Source organism: Methylibium sp. T29-B (genome assembly GCF_000576225.1).
GTDB classification, from domain to species: Bacteria; Pseudomonadota; Gammaproteobacteria; order Burkholderiales; family Burkholderiaceae_C; genus Methylibium; species Methylibium petroleiphilum.
Window position 1 is genome coordinate 1 of sequence record NZ_AZSN01000039.1, and the last position, 20,184, is coordinate 20,184.

Sequence of the window (20,184 nt, forward strand, 5' to 3'; positions counted from 1 at the left end):
CCAGGCCTCGGACCAGGCGGCCCAGTCCTCGCGCAGCGCCGGCGCGCGCAGCGCGTCCAGCACCCGCGGTGCCTCGCCGCGGTCCGGCTGGTGGGTGCCGCAGCCGCTGAGCCAGAAGCTGTTCAGCACGTCCCGGCCGGTCGCTTCGCGGGCGTCGTTCAGCGCGTGCGTGTAGAGCAGCATCTGCACTTCGTTCTGCAGACGCTTCACGAAACGCGCGGCCGGGTGCTCTGGCATCCACAGATCGGGGTTGCGGCCGATCACGCGGTCGAGCGACGCGGTCGGCAAGTCGGCCAAGGTCTCGTGGGCGACGTACCAGCGTGTCGGCGCGCCCCAGGCGCACAGCCAGCCTTCGCTCTCGAACAGTGGTCGCACGGTGTCGAAGGCGGCGCGCGACTCGGCCGCGTCGAGTGCCAGCGACTCGGGGTCGTCCATCGTCAGGTGCTCGCGGCCGATCTGCCAGTGCACCGGGCTCAGCAGGCCCCAGGCCAGATCGCCGGTGTCCAGGCCGTCTGCGGCGGCGGCGCGGGCCGCCCAGGGCAGGGCGCCGTCGGCCCCCCGCCAGCCGAGCGCTCGGGCGAGCACCCGCTCGTGTGGCGGCGAGAGCTGGTATTCGTCGCCTTCGTTCAGGGGGTCGGCCGTGAGCCGGCCCAGCAGCGCGTCGAGCGCCGGCAACGCGAGCTCGCCCAACGCGTGCTGGCCTGCCTCTGACAGCGGGGCGGCGAAGGGGATCACGAGGTGCATGGCAGGATTATCCGGGCCGGTCCCCGGACGGTTCAGCGGCGCTGCCTCTCGACGCGCCGCACCTGCCAGCCAGCCCGCTCGAGCAGCGCCAGCACGCCCTGCTCGCCGTGCAGGTGCAGGGCGCCGATCGCGACGAAGGCGCCGCCGCGCTCCAGCCGGGGCCGCATGCGCTCGACCATGCGGGCGCTGCGGCGCACCAGGATCTGCTCGAACAGGTCGCTGTAGGCGGGGCGCAGCGCCGGCTCGTCGCGCAGCGCGAGTTCCTCGTTCTGCAGCATGCCGTCGAGGTCTTCCTCGAGATAGCGCGCCAGCAGCGTGTCGATGGCGGCGATGGTTTCGTCGTGGCGCCGTGCCTGCGCCTCCAGCAGCGCCAGCATGTGCCCGGTCTGCACGGCCGCGATCGAGGCGATCTGTTCCCGCGCTGTCTCGAGCGGCACGACCGGCAGCCCGCGCTGGCGCGCGATGCGCTGCAGCGCGGCGTCGACGATCTCGCCCTGAGGCCGAGGCGGCTGCGACAGAGTCAGGTAGGCGGCCCAGGGTGTCAGACGCTCGGTGGCGGCGGCCGGCAGGCCATAGCGTGCGGAGAGCCGCGACGCCACGCGTTCGAAGCGCTCGGGCCCGGCGAGCGTGCGCAGGCTGCGCCCCGGCGGCAACCGGGCCGCCGTCTCGAACGCGCTGCGGCTGTCGGCGTCGTCGAGCATCTCCACCACCAGGGCGCGCGACGCGGCCAGGGCCTCGTCCACCTGCGGGCCGAAGGCTTGGCGCGGGCGTCGTCGAGGTGGATGGTGCCGTAGACGTGACTCGCCGGCCGACCGTCGCGCTCGATGCGCCACAGCAGGCCGCGGTCGAACGGCGCGGCGACTGCGGCGCCGACGGTGAGCACCAGCAGGGCCACCAGTGCAGTGGCGAGACGGTGCAGCGGCATGTCGAGACTCCTTCGTCTTTGCGGGTGCGAGGGCGGCCAGCCTAACGCGCCGCAACGATCCCGACCGCCGCGAGGCCGGATCGCCTCGGGTAGCATCCTGCTGCTCATGCACTGGCCCTACGAACTCACCATCGGCTGGCGCTACACCCGCGCCGGCCGCAGCGGGCGGCGCAACGGCTTCATCTCCTTCATCTCGGGTGTGTCGATGCTCGGCATCGCGCTCGGGGTGGCGGCATTGATCATCGTGCTGTCGGTGATGAACGGCTTCCAGAAGGAAGTGCGCGACCGCATGCTGAGCGTCATCGCGCACGTGGAGATCTTCGAAGCCGGCGGCAATGCGCTGCCCGACTGGCGCGCTACCGCCGCGGCGGCGCGCGGCAATCCCGAGGTACTGGGTGCGGCGCCCTTCATCGCGACCCAGGCGCTGATCGCGCGCGGCGAGGACATGCGCGGCGCCGTCGTGCGCGGCATCGATCCGGCCGAAGAAGCGAACGTGACGCCGTTGGCGGCGCAATCCCGCGACGGCGCCTTCGCGGGCCTGAAGCCTGGCGCCTGGGGCATCGTGCTGGGCGGCGAGCTGGCGCGCACGCTGGGCGTGAAGGTGGGCGACCCGGTGACGCTGGTCACGCCCAACGGCCAGGTCACGCCGGCCGGCGTTGTGCCGCGGCTCAAGCAGATGACGGTGGTGGGCACCTTCAATGCCGGTCACTACGAGTACGACAGCGGACTGGCGCTGATGCACATCGACGATGCGGCGCGGCTGTTCCGCGTGGACGGGCCCACCGGCGTGCAGCTCAGGCTGCGCGACCAGCAGCAGGCGCGCCGCGTCGGCTTCGAGCTGGCCGAGCAGCTCGGCCCCGCGGTCAGCGTGCGCGACTGGACCCGCACCAACCGCAACTGGTTCGACGCCGTGCAGCTCGAGAAGCGCATGATGTTCATCATCCTCACGCTGATCGTCGCGGTGGCGGCCTTCAACCTGGTCAGCACGCTGGTGATGACGGTGACCGACAAGCAGGCCGACATCGCGATCCTGCGCACGCTGGGCGCCAGCCCGCGCTCGATCATGGGGATCTTCATGGTGCAGGGCGCGGCCTCGGGTGTGATCGGTACCTGCTCGGGACTGGCGCTGGGGCTGCTGGTGTCGCTCAACATCGATGTCATCGTGCCTGCGCTCGAGCGTCTGTTCAACGCCAGCTTCCTGCCTGGCAGCATCTACCTGATCAGCCGCATGCCGAGCGATCCGCAGTCGGCCGACATCGTGCCGATCGGCCTGGTGTCGCTGCTGCTCGCCTTCGTCGCGACGATCTACCCCAGCTGGCGCGCGAGCCGCGTGCAACCGGCCCAGGCGCTGCGCTATGAGTGAGTCGGGGGAGGGGGTGAGCCACGGTGCCGTGCTGCAGGCGCGCGGGCTGCACAAGCGCTTTACCGAGGGCGGTCTCGACGTGGCGGTGCTGCGTGGGGTGGATTTGCAGGTGGTGCGCGGCGAGACGCTCGCGGTGGTGGGTGCGTCCGGCTCGGGCAAGAGCACGCTGCTGCACCTGCTGGGCGGGCTCGACAGGCCCAGCGCCGGCGGCGTGCAGCTGATGGGCCGCGACTTCGCTGCGATGGATGCGGCGGCCCAAGGCACCTGGCGCAACCGGCATCTCGGCTTCATCTACCAGTTCCACCACCTGCTGCCCGAATTCAGCGCGCTCGACAACGTCGCCATGCCGCTGCTGATCCGGCGCCTGCCGCGCGAAGCGGCTCATGCCGAGGCGCACGCTATGCTCGCCGCCGTGGGGCTGGCCGCGCGCACCGCGCACCGGCCGTCCGAGCTGTCGGGCGGCGAGCGCCAGCGCGTCGCGGTGGCCCGGGCGCTGGTCACGCGGCCGGCCTGCGTGCTGGCCGACGAGCCTACCGGCAATCTCGACCGCGCCACCGCCGACGGTGTGTTCGCACTGATGCTCGACTTGGCGCAGGCCCAGGGCACCGCCTATGTGATGGTGACGCACGACGACGCGCTGGCGGCGCGCTGCCACCGGCGCGTGCGGCTCGACCGCGGCACGCTGCAGGCCTGACGTTCAGGCCCGAGCACACAGGCTGTTGCACAGTCGCCGGCCGTCGCCGGCCCGGGCGTGCACTGGTACCGGCTGGGCCGGATCAACTCGATTGAACCCGGATGCGGATCGCGCTACCCTTCCAGCCCTGCTGCTGCAGCGCGGCCTCGAAACGGGGCAGCAACTGCCGCAACTTGGCCGCCACGGCCGTGTTGCCCGCAAGCAGCGCCCAACCCTGTTCGTCCACCGGGCCCGGCCGCACCTGAACGGCCAGCGCCGCGGGCAGCAGCGGGCGGATCACGTCGAAACGCGCGTTCGATTCGCGCAGCAGTGCCTGCAGCCGCACGAGCGGCTCCGACTGCGCCAGCGCATCGCCGATCGGCAGCGCGACGGGCAGGCTGGAGTTGGGATGCAGGGCCATGGATGAAGGAGACCGTATGCAGATCATAGTGACCCATGGCCGCTACGCACGCACCCGCGTGCTCGACCTGCCGGCCTGGAAGCTGGCGATCGTCGGAACCTTCCTCGTGGGGCTGCTGCTGGCGCTGTCGGGCGCGATCTACCACTTCGTGTTCCTGAAGGCCGCGCGCGAGGGCTGGCCGGTGGTCAGCCAGGTGGTCAAGCTGGTGGTGCGTGACGAGATCGCGCAGCGCGACCGCTTCATGCGCGAGAACCTCGACGCCATGGCTTCGAAGGTCGGCGAGATGCAGGCCAAGCTGATGAAGCTCGAGACCATGGGCGAGAGGGTCTCCGGGCTGGCTGGCCTGAAGCCCGAGGATTTCCGCGGCCTCGACCGTCCGGCGGCGCCGGTTCCCGCCGGCGCGGCCGTTGGCGGCGGGCGGGGCGGGCCTTATGTGCCGGTCGAATCGCCGTCGTTGGCGCAGCTGAACCAGGCGATCGCCGCGCTGGATGAAGGGGCCGACCGCCACAGCGACGTGTTCACGCTGGTCGAGTCGCGCCTGCTCGAGACGCGCCTGCGGGCGCTGATGGTGCCGAGCTCGGCCCCCGTCGATGGGCCGGTGGGCTCGGGCTTCGGCTTCCGGACAGACCCCTTCACCGGCCGCGGTGCGCTCCACACCGGCCTGGATTTCCCGGCCGAGACCGGCACCGCCATCCTGGCGGCGGCGGGCGGCGTGGTGATGAGCGCCGAGACCCACCCCGCCTACGGGCGCACGGTCGAAATCGACCACGGCAACGGCCTGGTGACGCGTTATGCCCACGCGGCGCGGCTGCTGGTGGCGCCCGGCGACCTGATCCGTCGCGGCCAGAAGATCGCCGAGGTCGGCAGCACCGGCCGCTCGACCGGGCCGCACCTGCATTTCGAGGTGCTGGTTGACGGCGCGCCGCAGGATCCGGCGAAGTTCCTGGCGCAGGCTTCCCGGCTGCCTGCGGGCAATGTCGCTCGGGCTGCGAACCGCACGGCGGAGGCCCGCTGACACGACGGCCCGGAAGCCCCGTCGCTAGGGTGGGGCATCCCGGGGCGGGTGGTAGAGTTCTGGGCTGAGTGCGGCGCCGAACGGGCGCCGCTCTTGTATTCCGGAGTGCCATCCGCAGTTGCTTGCAGCCCGGGGCTGCACTGTGGCGTGGCGTGATGGCCCGGCGGTTGCTGTGCTCGCCACGTTGCGGGCCGCTTCACCCCTCATCGACCGATTCCCCGCATGTTGCCCAAGCTTCTCACCTCGATTTTCGGCAGCCGCAACGAACGGCTCCTCAAGCAGTACCGGCGCGTGGTCGATCAGATCAACGCCCTCGAGCCGCAGTTCGAGCAGCTCGGGGATGACGAACTGCGGGCCAAGACCGAGGCGTTCAAGCAACGCGTGGCCGACGGTGAGACGCTCGACCAGTTGCTGCCCGAGGCCTTTGCCGTCGTGCGCGAGGGCAGCAAGCGGGCGCTGAAGATGCGCCACTTCGACGTGCAGCTGATCGGCGGCATGACGCTGCACAACGGCAAGATCGGCGAGATGCGCACCGGCGAAGGCAAGACGCTGATGGCGACGCTGCCGGTCTACCTGAACGCGCTGGCCGGCAAGGGCGTGCACGTGGTGACGGTCAACGACTACCTCGCGCGGCGCGATGCCGAGTGGATGGGACGGCTGTACAACTTCCTCGGGCTGACGGTCGGGGTCAACGGCCCGCAGATGACGCGCGAGGCCAAGCAGGCTGCCTACGCAGCCGACGTGACCTACGGCACCAACAACGAGTTCGGCTTCGACTACCTGCGCGACAACATGGTCACCGAGGTGGCCGACCGGGTGCAGCGCTCGCTGAATTTCGCGATCGTCGACGAGGTCGACTCGATCCTGATCGACGAGGCGCGCACGCCGCTGATCATCAGCGGCCAGGCCGAGGACCAGACCGAGCTTTATCTGCGCATCAACGCGGTCGCGCCGCTGCTGAAGAAGCAGATCGGCGAGGCCGATCCGCGCACCGGCGAGGGCGTGATCGAGGCCGGCGACTTCACCGCTGACGAGAAGACCCACCAGGTGGTGCTGACCGAGGCGGGACACGAGCACGCCGAGGCGCTGCTCGCGCAGGCCGGTCTGCTGGTCGAGGGGGCGAGCCTGTACGACGCCGCCAACATCACGCTGATGCACCATCTGTACGCGGCGCTGCGCGCGCGCCATCTGTACCACCGTGACCAGCATTACGTGGTGCAGAACGGCGAGGTCGTCATCGTCGACGAGTTCACCGGCCGCCTGATGACCGGGCGGCGCTGGAGCGACGGCCTGCACCAGGCGGTGGAAGCCAAGGAAGGCGTGCCGATCCAGGCCGAGAACCAGACGCTGGCCTCGATCACCTTCCAGAACTACTTCCGCATGTACGGCAAGCTCGCCGGCATGACCGGCACGGCCGACACCGAGGCCTACGAGTTCCAGGAGATCTACGGTCTGGAGACCGTGGTGATCCCGCCCAACAAGCCGACCCAGCGCCGCGATGAGCTCGACCTGGTCTACAAGACCTCGCGCGAGCGCTACGAGGCGGTGGTCAAGGACATCCAGGACTGCTACGAGCGCGGCCAACCGGTGCTGGTGGGCACCACGTCGATCGAGAACTCCGAGCTGATCTCGAAGCTGCTCGAGAAGTACAAGCTCCCACACGAGGTGCTCAACGCCAAGCAGCACGCCCGCGAGGCGGAGATCATCGCCCAGGCCGGCCGGCCGAAGGCGGTGACCATCGCCACCAACATGGCCGGCCGCGGCACCGACATCGTGCTGGGCGGCAACGTCGAGAAGCAGGTGCAGTTCATCGAGGCCGACGACGCCATCCCGGCCGACGACAAGCTGCGCCGCATCCAGCAGCTCAAGGACGAATGGGCCGGCCTGCACGAGCAGGTCAAGGCGGCGGGCGGCTTGCGCATCGTGGCCACCGAGCGCCACGAGTCGCGCCGCATCGACAACCAGCTGCGCGGCCGTTCGGGCCGTCAGGGTGATCCGGGCGCCTCGCGCTTCTACCTGTCGCTCGAGGATCCGCTGATGCGCATCTTCGCCGGCGACCGTGTCAAGGCGATCATGGAGCGCCTGAAGATGCCCGATGGCGAGGCCATCGAGGCCGGCATCGTCTCGCGCAGCATCGAGGGTGCGCAGCGCAAGGTCGAGGCGCGCAACTTCGACATCCGCAAGCAGCTGCTCGAGTACGACGACGTGTCGAACGACCAGCGCAAGGTGATCTACCAGCAGCGCAACGACATCCTCGAATCGAAGGAGCTCGGCGCCCAGATCGCCCACCTGCGTCGTGGTGCGATGACCGACGTGGTGCGCACCTTCGTGCCGGTCGAGAGTGTCGAGGAGCAGTGGGACATCCCCGGCCTCGAAAAGGTGCTGCGCGACGAATGGCAGCTCGACGTGCCGATCGCCGCGCAGGTGGACAAGAGCGACGCGATCACCGATGAGGATCTGGTCGAGATGGTCGCCAAGACCGCCGACGAGACCTACGCCGGCAAGGTGGCGCTGGTCGGCGAGGAGCAGTTCTCCGGCTTCGAGCGCGCGGTGCTGTTGCAGTCGATCGACACGCACTGGCGCGAGCATCTCGCAGCGCTCGACTACCTGCGCCAGGGCATCCACCTGCGCGGCTACGCCCAGAAGAACCCGAAGCAGGAGTACAAGCGCGAGGCCTTCGAGCTGTTCTCGACCCTGCTCGACACGGTGAAGATGGACGTCACCCGCCTGCTGATGACGGTACGTATCCGCAGCACCGAGGAAGTCACGCAGGCGGCCGAGGCGCTGGAGGAGAAGGCCGAGGCCATCAGCAACCTCACCTACACGCACCCCACCGAAGACGGTGGCGTGGCGGTCGAGGCCGATCCGGCCACCGAGGTGGCGAACCGCATGGCCGAGGTGCCGCGCGCCGGACGCAACGACCCCTGCCCCTGCGGCAGCGGCAAGAAGTACAAGCAGTGTCACGGCCGATTGGCTTGATCGCAGCGACCCGGAGAGCCTCATGCCCGTGAATCTCGTCGCCCCGAACGCCGCCGACCTGCATCCCGTGCCGGGGGTCGAGATCGGCATCGCGATGGCCGGTGTGCGCAAGGCGGGCCGGCGTGACCTGAGCGTGTTCAAGCTGGCAGAGGGCTCTGCGGTGGCGGCGGTGTTCACGCAGAACCGTTTCTGCGCCGCGCCGGTGCAACTGTGCCGCAAACACCTGGAGGCCGCCGTCGGCGTGCGGGCACTCGTCGTCAACACCGGCAACGCGAACGCCGGCACCGGCGAGGACGGGCTGGTGCGCGCGTTCTCCACCTGCGTGGCGCTGGCCCGCCGGCTCGACATCGCGCCGGAGCAGGTGCTGCCGTTCTCGACCGGCGTGATCATGGAGACGCTGCCCACCGACCGCATCGAGGCCGGGCTGCCGGCGGCGCTGGCCGACTGCCGGGCCGACAACTGGCCGGCCGCCGCCGAGGCCATCATGACCACCGACACCCTGCCCAAGGCCGCGTCGCGTCAGCTGCAGATCGGCGGCCGGACGGTGACGGTGACCGGCATCGCCAAGGGCGCGGGGATGATCCGTCCCAACATGGCGACGATGCTCGGATTCGTGGCCACCGATGCCAGGGTGGCACCGCGCGCCTTGCAGGCGCTCGTACGCGAGGCGGCTGACCGGTCCTTCAACCGCATCACCATCGATGGCGACACGTCCACCAACGACAGCTTCGTGCTGGTCGCCACGGGCCAGGCGGCGCACGACGAGATCACGGCACTCGAGTCGCCCGAAGGTGCAGCGCTGCGCGAGGCAGTGATCGCGGTGTCGCAGCAGCTCGCGCAGGCGATCGTGCGCGACGGCGAGGGTGCGACGAAGTTCATCACGGTGCGTGTCGACGGCGGCCGCTCGAAGGAGGAGTGCCGGTGGGTCGCCTACGCGATCGCGCATTCACCGCTGGTGAAGACCGCTTTCTTCGCCAGCGACCCCAACCTGGGCCGGATCCTCGCCGCGGTGGGCTATGCGGGCATCGCCGACCTCGACCAGTCGCTGATCGACCTCCACCTCGACGACGTGCACGTCGCGACGAAGGGCGGTCGCCATCCCGCCTACCAGGAGGCCGACGGCCAGCGCGTCATGAAGCAGAGCGAGATCACCGTGCGGGTCGATCTGCACCGCGGGGCGGCCCATGCCACCGTGTGGACCTGCGATCTCTCGCACGACTACGTCACGATCAACGCCGACTACCGCAGCTGAGCGTTCGTCCGAAGCGACGTCAGCCGCGGCCCAGCGGCAGTGCGAAGTAGAAGGTCGCCCCGCGGTCCTTCTCGGATTCGGCCCAGAGCCGCCCGCCCATGCGGTGGATCGCGCGGCGCACGATCGCCAACCCGATGCCGGTGCCCGCGAACTCGACGTCGCCGTGCAGGCGCTTGAACGGTTCGAACAGGTGTTCGGCCGCCGTCATGTCGAAGCCCACGCCGTTGTCGCGAACCTGGCAGACGAGCTGACCGTCGGCCGTTGGGGCGCCTTGCAGATCGATGAGCGCGTCGTCGCGCCGGAGGGTGTATTTCCAGGCGTTCGACAGCAGGTTCTCCAGCACGACGCGCAGCAGGCCCAGATCGCCCACGACCTTCAGACCGGTGGCGATGCGCACCGTCATGCCGGCCCGTGGACTCTGCTCGCGCAGCACGCCCACGATCTCGTGGGCGAGTTGCCCGATGTCGATCGTGCGGTGCTGTACGTCGCCGTGGCCGACATGCGCCAGCTTGATGAGGTCGTCGATCAGCGCTTCCATGCGCCGTGCGGACTTGCCGATGCGGTCCAGGAAGCCCTGGCCTTCCGCATCGAGCTGCGAACGGTGATGGTCGGCGAGCAGACCGCTGTAGCCGCTGATCGCCCGCAGCGGGGCCCGCAGGTCATGGGCGACGCTGTAGGAAAAGGCCTCCAGCCCGGCGTTGGCTTCGCGCAGCGCAGCGGTCCGCTCCTGCACCCGGTGCTCCAGCTCCTGCAGCGTCTGCACGTTCTCGATCGCGACCGAGGTCGTGTCGGCCAGGGCCTGCAGCAGTGACACCTCGTCGGTGCTCGGCCGGTAGGGGCGTGCCCAGTAGTTGCCGATGGCGCCGATCGGCGACTCGCTGCGGATCGGCACCATCGCCATGCTGCGCACGAAGGTCGGGCGGTAGGCGTCGACCGGCACGCGCGGGTCCTGGTAGATGTCGGGGATGACGGCGGGCGTGCGCTGGAGCATGACCCAGCCACTGACGCAGGCCGACATCGGAAAGCGCTGCCCCTTCCACAGCGGCTCGATCGCATCCTCGTCGGCGTAATGGCACAGGTCGCCGTCGCGCAGGATGAAGGTGGCGCCATCGGCCGAGGTCAGCTCGCGGGCGCCGTGGCGCACGATGGCCATGATCTGCTCCACGCTGCGCGCCAGCGAGAGTTGCTTGACGATGTCGACCAGCAGCGCCATGCCGCGCGCGCCAGGCCAGTCGATCGCGGTCGGCCTGCAGCAGCGGGTGCCGCAACGCCGGCGCCAGCCGCCACAGTGCGTCCTTCGGGACGACATCGGCGGCGCCGGCCGCCAGCCACTGTTGCGCACGCTGCTCGTCCGCGTGGCCGCTGACGAAGATGAAGGGCGCTCCGGGTTGCCGTTCACCGGCCAGTTGCAGCGCCTGCAGACCGTCCAGGCCCGGCACCTCGCTGTCGCTGAGGATCGCGTCGAAGCGGTGCTCGCCCAGCGCCTGCACATAGTCGGCAGCGGTCGACACGCGTTGCCATTCGGCGCGCACCCCCAGGTGCTGCACGGTGCGACACAGCAGATCGGCGTCGAGTGCGTCGTCTTCGAGGTGCAGCAGATGCAGAAGGGCTTCCATCGGGGTGCGTTCCTTTCGTGGATCCTGGATCGGTCTCGATGTTGCCGCGGCGGGTGCCGTTGACCATCCCCAGCCTGCACGCGGCCCGGGCCTCGGGTGTTCAGCCAGCGTGTCCGGCGCGAAGCGGTCGATGGCGTCGGTGATCAGGCCATCGATGCCGGCCGCACGCAAGCGCCGGGCCTCCGCCGCGCCATTGACCGTGTAGGACAGCACGCGCAGGCCGGCCTCATGGGCCTGGCGGATGGCGTCGGCGTCGAGCGCGCCGTGGTGGACCACGATGGCGATGCAGCCCAGACCGCAGGCCGCTTCGCGCCAGCCTGTCGCCAGACGCTCCAGCAGCAGGGCGCGCGGTAGCGCCTCGACAGCGTCCCGCGCCGCCGCCAGCGAGGCGGTCTCGAAGGAGCTCAGCAGCGGCGGCGTGAGGCCGGCCCACAGGCCGGCGGCCACTCGGGCGACCACGGCGCCGGTACGCGCCGCCTGGCCCGGGCCGGGCTTGAGCTCCAGGTTCAGCAGCAGGCCGCTGTGGCGGGCGTGCTCGGCCAGCGATGCCAGCGTCGGCAGGCGCTCGCCGCGGAAGCGGGGGCCATGCCAGGCGCCGGCATCCAGGTCGGCCAGCGTGGCCCAGGACTGTCCGGCCGCCAGGCCGTGCCCGTCGGTCGTGCGATCGAGGGTCGCGTCGTGCAGCAGGAAGGGCTGTTCGTCGGCACTCAGCGTCACATCGCATTCGGCCATGCGATAGCCGCGTGCCTGACCGGCGCGAAAGGCGGCCAGCGTGTTCTCCGGCGCCAGCTTGCCGGCGCCGCGGTGGGCGATCCAGAACGGGTAGGGCCAGGGCGCAGGAGGCGGCATGCTGCATGGTAGCCAGCACCGGCAGTCATGACCGCACGGGCGTCGGCCGTGCTGCACTGCGATAGCATTCGGGCCCAGACGCGACTTGATGTTGGCGGCTGGTGACCATGAACGCACCGCTTCCCCTCCACAGCACGATCCAGGCCGCCGACGGCCACGCCGCGCGACTGCGCGAGATCCCGTACAACTACACCTCGTTCTCCGATCGCGAGATCGTGCTGCGGCTGCTCGGGCCGCGGTCGTGGGAGATGCTGCACCAGCTGCGCGCCGAGCGCGTGACCGGCCGCTCGGCACGCATGCTCTACGAGGTGCTGGGCGACATCTGGGTGGTGCAGCGCAACCCTTACCTGCAAGACGACCTGCTGGACAACCCGCGCCGGCGCCGCCAGCTGGTCGAGGCCCTGCAGCACCGGCTGGGCGAGATCGACAAGCGCCGCGCCGACAAGGACGAGGCCACGATGGACGTGGAAGCGGCGCAGCGCAATGCCCGCGTCGGCGAGCTGCTGAAGGCGGCACGCGAGGCGGTGGATCGCTTCTCGCTAGGCTTCGACACGATGGCCGAGCTGCGCCGCCGCACGCAGCGCCGGCTGGGGCGGCACACGGCCAAGGACAACATCAAGTTCGACGGCCTGTCGCGCGTGTCGCACGTGACCGACGCGACCGACTGGCGGGTCGAGTACCCGTTCGTCGTGCTGACGCCGGACACCGAGGCCGAGATGGCGGCGCTGGTGAAGGGCTGCATCGAGCTGGGCCTGACCATCATCCCGCGCGGCGGCGGCACCGGCTACACCGGTGGAGCCGTGCCGCTGACCTGGAAGAGCGCGGTGATCAACACCGAGAAGCTCGAGGCGATGAGCGAGGTCGAGTGGGTCTCGCTGCCGGGGCTCGCGCAACCCGTGCCGACGGTGTGGACCGAGGCGGGCGTGGTGACCCAGCGCGTGGCCGACGCCGCCGAGCGTGCCGGCCACGTGTTCGCGGTCGACCCGACCTCGGCCGAGGCGAGCTGCATCGGCGGCAACATCGCGATGAATGCCGGCGGCAAGAAGGCCGTGCTGTGGGGTACCGCGCTCGACAACCTGGCGTCGTGGCGCATGGTGACGCCCGACGCGCAGTGGCTCGAGGTGGTGCGACTGAGCCACAACCTCGGCAAGATCCACGATGCCGAGCTGGCGAGCTTCGAGCTGCGCTACTTCGAGGCCGACGGCAAGACGCCGGTGCGTACCGAGCGGCTCGACGTGCCCGGCCCGAGCTTCCGCAAAGAAGGCCTGGGCAAGGACGTGACCGACAAGTTCCTCGCCGGTTTGCCGGGCATCCAGAAGGAAGGCTGCGACGGCCTGATCACCAGCGCGCGCTGGATCGTGCACAAGATGCCGGCCCACACGCGCACCGTGTGCCTGGAGTTCTTCGGCAATGCGAAGGACGCGGTGCCGAGCATCGTCGAGATCAAGGACTACCTGTTTGCCGAGCAGCGTACGGGCGGCGCGATCCTGGCCGGGCTGGAGCACCTGGACGACCGCTACCTGAAGGCGGTCGGCTACGCCACCAAGAGCAAGCGCGGCGGCCTGCCGAAGATGGTGCTGGTGGGTGACATCGCCGGCGACGACGCCGACGCCGTGGCGCGCGCCGCCAGCGAGGTGGTGCGCATCGCCAATTCGCGCCACGGCGAAGGCTTCGTCGCGGTGAGCGCCGACGCGCGCAAGAAGTTCTGGCTCGACCGCAAGCGCACCGCGGCGATCAGCAAGCACACCAACGCCTTCAAGATCAACGAGGACGTGGTGATTCCGCTGCCGCGGATGGGCGAGTACACCGAGGGCATCGAACGCATCAACGTCGAGCTGTCGATGCGCAACAAGCTGCAGCTGCTGGACGCGCTGGAGACCTACTTCGAGCGCGGCGAACTCCCGCTCGGCAGGAACGACGATGCCAGCGACATCCCGAGCGCCGAGCTGCTGGAAGACCGCGTGCAGCAGGCTTTGACGCTGCTGCGCGAGGTGCGTGCGCTGTGGCAGGGCTGGCTGCAGGGGCTGGACGTGCGGCCGGCGGACGGCGGGCCGAGCCTGTTCGCGCAGTTGCAGGACCATAGCCTTCGCGCCTCGTGGAAGACGCAGGTGAGGGCGCCGCTGCAGGCGCTGTTCAGCGGCGACGCGTTCGCCGCGGTGCTCGACGAATGCAGCCGCATCCACCAGGAGGTGCTGCGTGGGCGCGTCTGGGTTGCGTTGCACATGCATGCTGGCGACGGCAACGTGCACACCAACATCCCGGTCAACAGCGACAACTACGAGATGCTGCAGACCGCACACGAGGCGGTGGGCCGCATCATGCGCTGGCGCGCCGGCTCGACGGCGTGATCTCCGGCGAGCATGGCATCGGCATCACCAAGCTCGAGTTCCTGAGCGACGCCGAGATCGCCGACTTCATCGCCTACAAGCAGCGCGTCGACCCGCAGGGCCGCTTCAACAAGGGCAAGCTGCTGCGCGGCGACGCCTGAAAGGCCTGGGCGACGATGTGCTGGCGGCCGACCTGAGCCACGCCTACACGCCCAGCTTCGGCTGATGGGCCACGAGTCGCTGATCATGCAGCAGAGCGACATCGGCGCGATCGCCGATTCGGTGAAGGACTGCCTGCGCTGCGGCAAGTGCAAGCCGGTGTGCGCCACCCATGTGCCGCGCGCCAACCTGCTCTACAGCCCGCGCAACAAGATTCTCGCGACCTCGCTGCTGGTCGAGGCCTTCCTGTACGAGGAGCAGACGCGCCGCGGCATCAGCATCAAGCATTGGCAGGAGTTCGAGGACGTGGCCGACCACTGCACGGTCTGCCACAAGTGCCTGTCGCCGTGTCCGGTGAAGATCGACTTCGGCGACGTGTCGATGAACATGCGCAACCTGCTGCGCAAGATGGGGCAGAAGAGCTTCCGCCCCGGTAACGCGGCGGCGATGCTGTTCCTGAACGCGAAGAACCCCGACACGATCAAGCTGATGCGCTCGGCCATGGTCGACGTGGGCTTCAAGGCCCAGCGCCTGGCCAACGACCTGCTGCGCCGGCTGGCGCGCAAGCAGACCGCGGCGCCGCCGGCGACCGTGGGCCCGGCGCCGGTGAAGGCCCAGGTGATCCACTTCATCAACAAGAAGATGCCGGGCGGCCTTCCGAAGAAGACCGCGCGGGCGCTGCTCGACATCGAGGATGCCGACTACGTGCCGATCATCCGGGACCCGCAGGCCACCACGGCCGACAGCGAGGCGGTGTTCTACTTCCCTGGCTGCGGCTCCGAGCGCTTGTTCTCGCAGGTCGGGCTGGCGACCCAGGCGATGCTCTGGCATGCCGGCGTGCAGACCGTGCTGCCGCCCGGCTACCTGTGCTGCGGCTATCCGCAGCGCGGCGGCGGCCAGTACGACAAGGCTGAGAAGATCATCACCGACAACCGGGTGCTGTTCCACCGCGTCGCCAACACGCTGAACTACCTCGACATCAAGACCGTGGTGGTGAGCTGCGGCACCTGCTACGACCAGCTGCAGGGCTACCAGTTCGACAAGATCTTCCCGGGCTGCCGCATCGTCGACATCCACGAGTTCCTGCTGGAGAAGGGCATCCGGCTCGAAGGCGCCGGCGGCTACCTGTACCACGACCCCTGCCACAGCCCGATGAAGCTGCAGGAGCCGATGAAGACGGTAAAGGCACTGATGGGCGATCGGGTGCGCGAGAGCAAGCGCTGTTGCGGCGAGAGCGGCACGCTCGGTGTCACGCGCCCCGACATCTCCACGCAGATCCGCTTTCGCAAGGAAGAGGAGCTGCGCCGCGACGAGGCGGCTCTGCGCGCCTCGGGCGGCGTGGGCGCCGACGGGCCGGTGAAGATCCTCACGTCCTGCCCCAGTTGCCTGCAGGGCCTGAGCCGCTACGGCAACGACCTGAACAATGGCTTGCTGGAGGCCGACTACATCGTGGTCGAGATGGCACGCAGGATCCTGGGTGAAGAATGGCTGCCAGGCTATGTCGAGCGTGCCAACGCCGGTGGCATCGAGCGGGTGCTCGTGTGACCGGGCAGGCTGACTGCGAGCTGTGCCGCGGTGACGGCGGCCGGCTGGTGCTGCGTGCCGCCGACTGGCGCGTGATCCGCGCCGAGGATCCCGCCTTCCCAGCGTTCTACCGGGTGATCTGGAACGCTCACGTCGCCGAGTGGACCGACCTGCCACCGGTGCAGCGCAGCCTGTGCATGCAGGCGGTCGCGAAGGTCGAGACGGTGCTGCGCGAGGCGCTGCGGCCGACCAAGATCAACCTTGCCAGCCTGGGCAATGTGGTCCCACACCTGCACTGGCACGTGATCGCGCGCTTCGACTGGGACAGCCATTTCCCACAACCGGTGTGGGGCGCGCCGCAGCGTCGCGTCGAGCCGATGGCCGAGGTGCGCCTGTCGCTGCCGCTGGCCGACCTCGATGCGCGCGTGGTGGCGGCGCTGACACCGCTCGCCGGCCATTAAACTGGCAGCGTTCCCCGACGACGAGCATCCTCCAATGGCCGGACTGACCCCCGACACCCCGACCCCGACTGCCCTGACCGTGCACCAGCAGTCCCGGGTGCTCGAGATTGCGTTCTCCGACGGCGCGCAGTTCCGGCTGCCGTTCGAGCTGTTGCGCGTGTATTCGCCTTCGGCCGAGGTGCAGGGACACGGCCCGGGCCAGGAGGTCTTGCAGACCGGCAAGCGCAATGTCGACATCGTGGAACTGGAACCGGTCGGCAATTACGCCGTCCAGCCCACCTTCTCGGACGGGCACAACTCGGTCTGTTCGCTTGGGACTACCTCTACCACCTGGGTCGCCAGCAGGAGCAGCTCTGGCAGGCCTACGAAGCGCGGCTCGCCGCCGCCGGGGTGGACCGCGACGCCCCCATGGTCGAAGCTGGCGGTTCGGCCTGCGGCCACCACCACTGAGGACTGCGGCATGGGCAGCACGCACTTCGGCTTCCAGAACGTCGACGAGAAAGAAAAGGCCGGTCGCGTGCGCGGTGTGTTCGATGCGGTCGCATCGAAGTACGACGTCATGAACGACCTGATGTCGCTGGGCCTGCACCGTGCCTGGAAGGCCTACACGGTGGCCGTCGCGAACGTGCGCGACGGTGATCGCGTGCTCGACATCGCCGGTGGAACCGGCGATCTGGCGCGCGCCTTCTCGCGTCGCGTCGGCAGCCGCGGCATGGTCGTGCACACCGACATCAACGAGGCGATGCTGCGCACCGGCCGCGACCGCCTGCTCGACGAGGGCCTGGTCCTGCCGACCGCGATCTGCGACGCCGAGCACCTGCCCTTCGCCAGTGGCAGCTTCGACGTGGTCAGCGTGGCCTTCGGCCTGCGCAACATGACCCACAAGGAACAGGCCCTGGCAGAGATGGCTCGGGTGCTCAAGCCGGGCGGGCGCCTGCTGGTGCTGGAGTTCTCCAAGGTGGCCAAGCCGCTGGAGAAGGCCTACGACTGGTATTCGTTCCAGGTGCTGCCGCGCTTGGGCAAGTGGGTCGCGAACGACGCGGACAGCTACCGCTACCTGGCCGAGTCGATCAGGATGCACCCTGATCAGGCCGCGCTGAAGGGGCTGATGCGCGCTGCCGGCTTCGGACACGTCGATGTCCACAACATGGCGGGCGGGGTAGTGGCCCTGCATGCGGGATTCGTTGTTGACGCGACGAATCGTCGGGACCGGCGCTTTCCGGTAAGCATCGTGAGGATTTCACAGCGCCCCTGTCGTCTGTCTGGCGGCCCCCGGTATTGGGTGGAGAGCCCGCCGAGACCGACAGGTACACTCGATTGGAGCTTTTCCACGGGGGCTCCGGCGTTCGTTGAATGAACACGATGGTCGGAAATTTCCAACGTGCTCGGCCAGGGCGCCGGCGCATGATTTGGCCCGGGGTTTTGCGGAGTTTCGAGGGTTTTGTCGTCGCGCGGCCTCGAGATTTCTGCGGCAGGTGCGCTTCAAGATCGCGTGGCAGTGTTGTGTCCCTTCGCAGCTCGGTGCTCCGAGGTTCCACGAGATTTGAGGCAGAGAAAATCAGGTGGTCGGCAATGGAAATTGGGGTTGAAGTGATGAGAGTGTTTCGGCAGTGTTTCCTTGGCGTGCTCGTTGCGCTTGGCGCCCTGAGCGTGATGCCCGTGGCCAACGCGCAGGGAGCGACTCAGCCCGTTCGGAACGAGTATGTTCTCGGCTCCGGCGACGTCATTCGTGTGACGGTCTACCAGAATCCTGATCTCACGCTCGAAACCCGGGTGTCGGAGGCCGGCGTCATCTCCTATCCTTTGCTGGGTTCGGTCAAGGCCGGTGGATTGAGCGTGACGCAGATCGAGAACCGCATCGCTGAAGGCTTGCGGACCGGCAACTTCGTGAAGCAACCCCAGGTGACTGTGCTCGTGGTGCAAGTTCGGGGGAACCAGGTGTCGGTCTTGGGGCAGGTGAACAAGCCGGGGCGCTATCCACTGGAGGTTGCCGACTCGAAGCTCAGTGATGTCCTTGCGGTGGCTGGCGGTATCGCGCCCTCCGGTGCGGACGTGGTGACGGTGGTTGGAACGCGCGGCGGACAACCGTTCCGGGCCGAAATCGACCTGGCACGGTCGGTCGGGCAGGCGCGTGCCAACGGAGATATCCAGATCGTGAATGGCGATGTCGTCTGGATCGATCGCGCGCCGATGGTCTATATCTACGGCGAAGTGCAGCGCGCTGGTGCTTCCGGCTCGAGCGCGGCATGACGGTCATGCAGGCGCTGGCTACCGGCGGCGGTCTGACCTTGCGGGGTACGGAGAAGGGCTTGCGCGTGCATCGCCGCGGAGCCGACGGAAAAGTCCAGATATTGCAGCCGCAGATGGACGAGGCGCTTCGCGATGGCGACGTTGTCTACGTGAAAGAAAGTCTCTTCTGAAGGGGAAACCGTGACACTGGCTCATTTCTTGAGCGTGCTGCGCGCGCGCTGGGCAGTTTGCATGTTGGTCTTGGGCTTGACGTTGGTGACGACGATCGTCGTCAGCGTCCTGTTGCCGAAGCAATATGTCGCGACTGCGGCTGTGGTTGTCGAGTTCCGTCCCGATCCGGTCGGCGGTGCGATGAATCAATACCTGCCACCGGTGGCCTACATGGCCACTCAAACCGATATCCTGAAAAGCAGCAAGGTGACCGAGCGTGTCATCAAAGAGCTGCAATTGAGCAGTAACCCACAATTGCGGGCCGAATGGCAGGAGTCTTCCGGTGGCGAGGGTTCGATCGATTCGTGGCTGGTCGAGGCGCTGCAGAAGAATCTGACAGTCACGCCGTCGAGAGAATCCAGCGTGATCAACGTGTCCTACGCCGCGACCGATCCGCAGGTGGCGGCAGACATGGCCAATTCTTTCGTGAAGTCCTATGTCGATACGTCGCTGGACATGCGGACGAACCCGGCAAAGAACTACACGGGATTCTTCGAGTCCCGATCGAAAGAGTTACGGGATGCGCTCGATCATTCGCGTGCGAAGTTGTCTGAGTTCCAGCGCGAGAAGGGCATCACGGCGACCGACGAGCGATTCGACATCGAGAACGCGCGCCTGAGCGAGCTGTCGTCGCAGTTGGTGATGGTGCAGGCGATGTCGGCGGAGTCCAGCAGCCGCTCGATGCAGGCCGGCAGCAGCTCCGCCGACCGTCTGCAAGAGGTGCTCACCAATCCGGTCATCGGGGGATTGAAGTCGGATCTGTCGCGTGCGGAGGCCCGGTTGAAGGAGCTGAATTCGCGGCTGGGTGACAACCATCCTCAGGTGGTTGAAGCCAAGGCCAGCATCAGCGAGGTGCGGGCGAGACTCGATGCCGAAACGCGCCGGGTGACCGGTGGGGTGGGTGTTGCCAACACCATCAATCGTCAACGCGAAGCGGAATTGCGTGCAGCGCTCGAACTGCAGAGGAGTCGCGTCATCAAGCTGAAGGCGCAACGAGAAGAGAGCGCTGTGCTGCAAAGAGATGTCGAGGCGGCACAGAAGGCCTACGAATCCGTGGTCGGGCGTCTCAATCAATCGAGCCTGGAAAGCCAGACGACGCAGAGCAACATCCTGGCACTTTCGGAGGCTGTTCCGCCGTCCAAGCCGACGTCGCCGAAGTTGCTCCTGAACATTGCGCTGGCCATCTTCTTCGGATCCTTCCTCGCCGTCGGAGCCGCCATGGCCATGGAATCTGCCGACCGTCGGCTCCGTATCAACCAAGACATCGTCGAGATGATCGGACTCCCGGTTCTGGGGGTCTTGCCGGCCCCGAATCGTCGAGCGCTCGACCATGGCAGAAGCCGCATGCCGCTGTTGTCCAGCGCGCGGAACGTCAAAGCACTGAATTCTGCGGGTAGCAACTGACATGGCGAAGTT

15 protein-coding genes and 5 pseudogenes are annotated in these 20,184 nt (G+C 68.4%); 15 read left to right on the forward strand and 5 right to left on the reverse strand.

Annotated features, from left to right (window positions below; translation table 11 throughout):
* On the reverse strand, positions 1 to 744 hold a 744-nt coding region (locus Y694_RS08705; RefSeq protein WP_036231647.1), incomplete at its 3' end, for a hypothetical protein.
* Positions 745 to 776: 32 nt separating this feature from the next.
* The gene (locus Y694_RS08710) at positions 777 to 1,781 is read right to left on the reverse strand and encodes a TraB/GumN family protein (protein ID WP_081782204.1); all 1,005 of its coding nucleotides are present in this window, start codon (positions 1,779 to 1,781) and stop codon (positions 777 to 779) included.
* Here Y694_RS08710 and Y694_RS08715 point away from each other — a divergent pair.
* Complete coding sequence (locus tag Y694_RS08715) at positions 1,776 to 3,032, forward strand: lipoprotein-releasing ABC transporter permease subunit (protein WP_036231651.1); 1,257 nt, start codon at positions 1,776 to 1,778, stop codon at positions 3,030 to 3,032. The genes Y694_RS08710 and Y694_RS08715 overlap by 6 nt on opposite strands.
* Positions 3,025 to 3,726 carry an ABC transporter ATP-binding protein gene (locus Y694_RS08720; protein WP_036231653.1) on the forward strand — a complete coding sequence of 234 codons (702 nt, stop codon included), beginning with the start codon at positions 3,025 to 3,027 and terminating at the stop codon, positions 3,724 to 3,726. The genes Y694_RS08715 and Y694_RS08720 overlap by 8 nt, the downstream gene beginning before the upstream one ends.
* An 82-nt stretch (positions 3,727 to 3,808) precedes the next feature.
* Here Y694_RS08720 and Y694_RS08725 read toward each other — a convergent pair whose 3' ends face one another.
* Positions 3,809 to 4,126 (reverse strand): hypothetical protein, encoded by a 318-nt coding sequence (locus tag Y694_RS08725; RefSeq protein ID WP_011830329.1) that lies wholly within the window; start codon positions 4,124 to 4,126, stop codon positions 3,809 to 3,811.
* Between the two features lie 16 nt (positions 4,127 to 4,142).
* Between Y694_RS08725 and Y694_RS08730 the strand changes: the two genes are divergently transcribed.
* From Y694_RS08730 to argJ, 4 genes and pseudogenes are all read left to right on the forward strand, one after another.
* Complete coding sequence (locus tag Y694_RS08730) at positions 4,143 to 5,141, forward strand: M23 family metallopeptidase (protein ID WP_036231655.1); 999 nt, start codon at positions 4,143 to 4,145, stop codon at positions 5,139 to 5,141.
* 222 nt (positions 5,142 to 5,363) lie between these two features.
* Positions 5,364 to 8,001 (forward strand): annotated as a pseudogene (secA, locus tag Y694_RS08735) (preprotein translocase subunit SecA); the annotation flags it as partial.
* Between the two features lie 29 nt (positions 8,002 to 8,030).
* On the forward strand, positions 8,031 to 8,120 hold the full coding sequence (locus Y694_RS27105; RefSeq protein ID WP_409072470.1) for an SEC-C metal-binding domain-containing protein: 90 nt from the start codon (positions 8,031 to 8,033) through the stop codon (positions 8,118 to 8,120).
* A 22-nt stretch (positions 8,121 to 8,142) separates the two neighbouring features.
* On the forward strand, positions 8,143 to 9,372 hold the full coding sequence (argJ, locus tag Y694_RS08740) for a bifunctional glutamate N-acetyltransferase/amino-acid acetyltransferase ArgJ (protein ID WP_011830326.1): 1,230 nt from the start codon (positions 8,143 to 8,145) through the stop codon (positions 9,370 to 9,372).
* A 19-nt stretch (positions 9,373 to 9,391) separates the two neighbouring features.
* On the opposite strand, the gene Y694_RS08745 is transcribed toward argJ, so the two are convergent.
* Together Y694_RS08745 and ugpQ are read right to left on the reverse strand one after the other, a co-directional pair.
* A complete protein-coding gene (locus Y694_RS08745; protein ID WP_036231657.1) occupies positions 9,392 to 10,585 on the reverse strand; it encodes an ATP-binding protein in 1,194 nt (397 codons plus the stop codon).
* A gap of 139 nt (positions 10,586 to 10,724) precedes the next feature.
* Positions 10,725 to 11,837 (reverse strand): annotated as a pseudogene (ugpQ, locus tag Y694_RS27110) (glycerophosphodiester phosphodiesterase); the annotation flags it as partial.
* A gap of 107 nt (positions 11,838 to 11,944) precedes the next feature.
* Between ugpQ and Y694_RS25655 the strand changes: the two are divergent.
* From Y694_RS25655 to epsF, 9 genes and pseudogenes are all read left to right on the forward strand, one after another.
* A pseudogene (locus tag Y694_RS25655) lies at positions 11,945 to 13,603 on the forward strand (DUF3683 domain-containing protein); the annotation flags it as partial.
* 401 nt (positions 13,604 to 14,004) lie between these two features.
* Entirely contained in the window at positions 14,005 to 14,325 is a 321-nt protein-coding gene (locus tag Y694_RS25660; RefSeq protein WP_231497600.1) for an FAD-linked oxidase C-terminal domain-containing protein, read from the forward strand.
* A 64-nt stretch (positions 14,326 to 14,389) separates the two neighbouring features.
* On the forward strand, positions 14,390 to 15,868 hold the full coding sequence (locus Y694_RS25665) for a (Fe-S)-binding protein (RefSeq protein ID WP_231497601.1): 1,479 nt from the start codon (positions 14,390 to 14,392) through the stop codon (positions 15,866 to 15,868).
* Positions 15,865 to 16,308 (forward strand): HIT family protein, encoded by a 444-nt coding sequence (locus Y694_RS08765; protein ID WP_036231663.1) that lies wholly within the window; start codon positions 15,865 to 15,867, stop codon positions 16,306 to 16,308. The genes Y694_RS25665 and Y694_RS08765 overlap by 4 nt, the downstream gene beginning before the upstream one ends.
* Positions 16,309 to 16,342: 34 nt before the next feature.
* A pseudogene (locus tag Y694_RS23260) lies at positions 16,343 to 16,758 on the forward strand (gamma-butyrobetaine hydroxylase-like domain-containing protein).
* A 10-nt stretch (positions 16,759 to 16,768) separates the two neighbouring features.
* Positions 16,769 to 17,488 (forward strand): annotated as a pseudogene (ubiE, locus tag Y694_RS08770) (bifunctional demethylmenaquinone methyltransferase/2-methoxy-6-polyprenyl-1,4-benzoquinol methylase UbiE); the annotation flags it as partial.
* Between the two features lie 473 nt (positions 17,489 to 17,961).
* Positions 17,962 to 18,558, forward strand: coding sequence for a polysaccharide biosynthesis/export family protein (locus tag Y694_RS08775; RefSeq protein WP_231497602.1), 597 nt, complete (start codon positions 17,962 to 17,964; stop codon positions 18,556 to 18,558).
* A complete protein-coding gene (locus Y694_RS25670; protein WP_231497603.1) occupies positions 18,555 to 18,728 on the forward strand; it encodes a hypothetical protein in 174 nt (57 codons plus the stop codon). Before Y694_RS08775 ends, Y694_RS25670 begins: the two co-directional genes overlap by 4 nt.
* A gap of 10 nt (positions 18,729 to 18,738) precedes the next feature.
* On the forward strand, positions 18,739 to 20,172 hold the full coding sequence (gene epsF / locus Y694_RS08780) for a chain length determinant protein EpsF (RefSeq protein ID WP_036231665.1): 1,434 nt from the start codon (positions 18,739 to 18,741) through the stop codon (positions 20,170 to 20,172).
* Positions 20,173 to 20,184 lie beyond the last annotated feature (12 nt).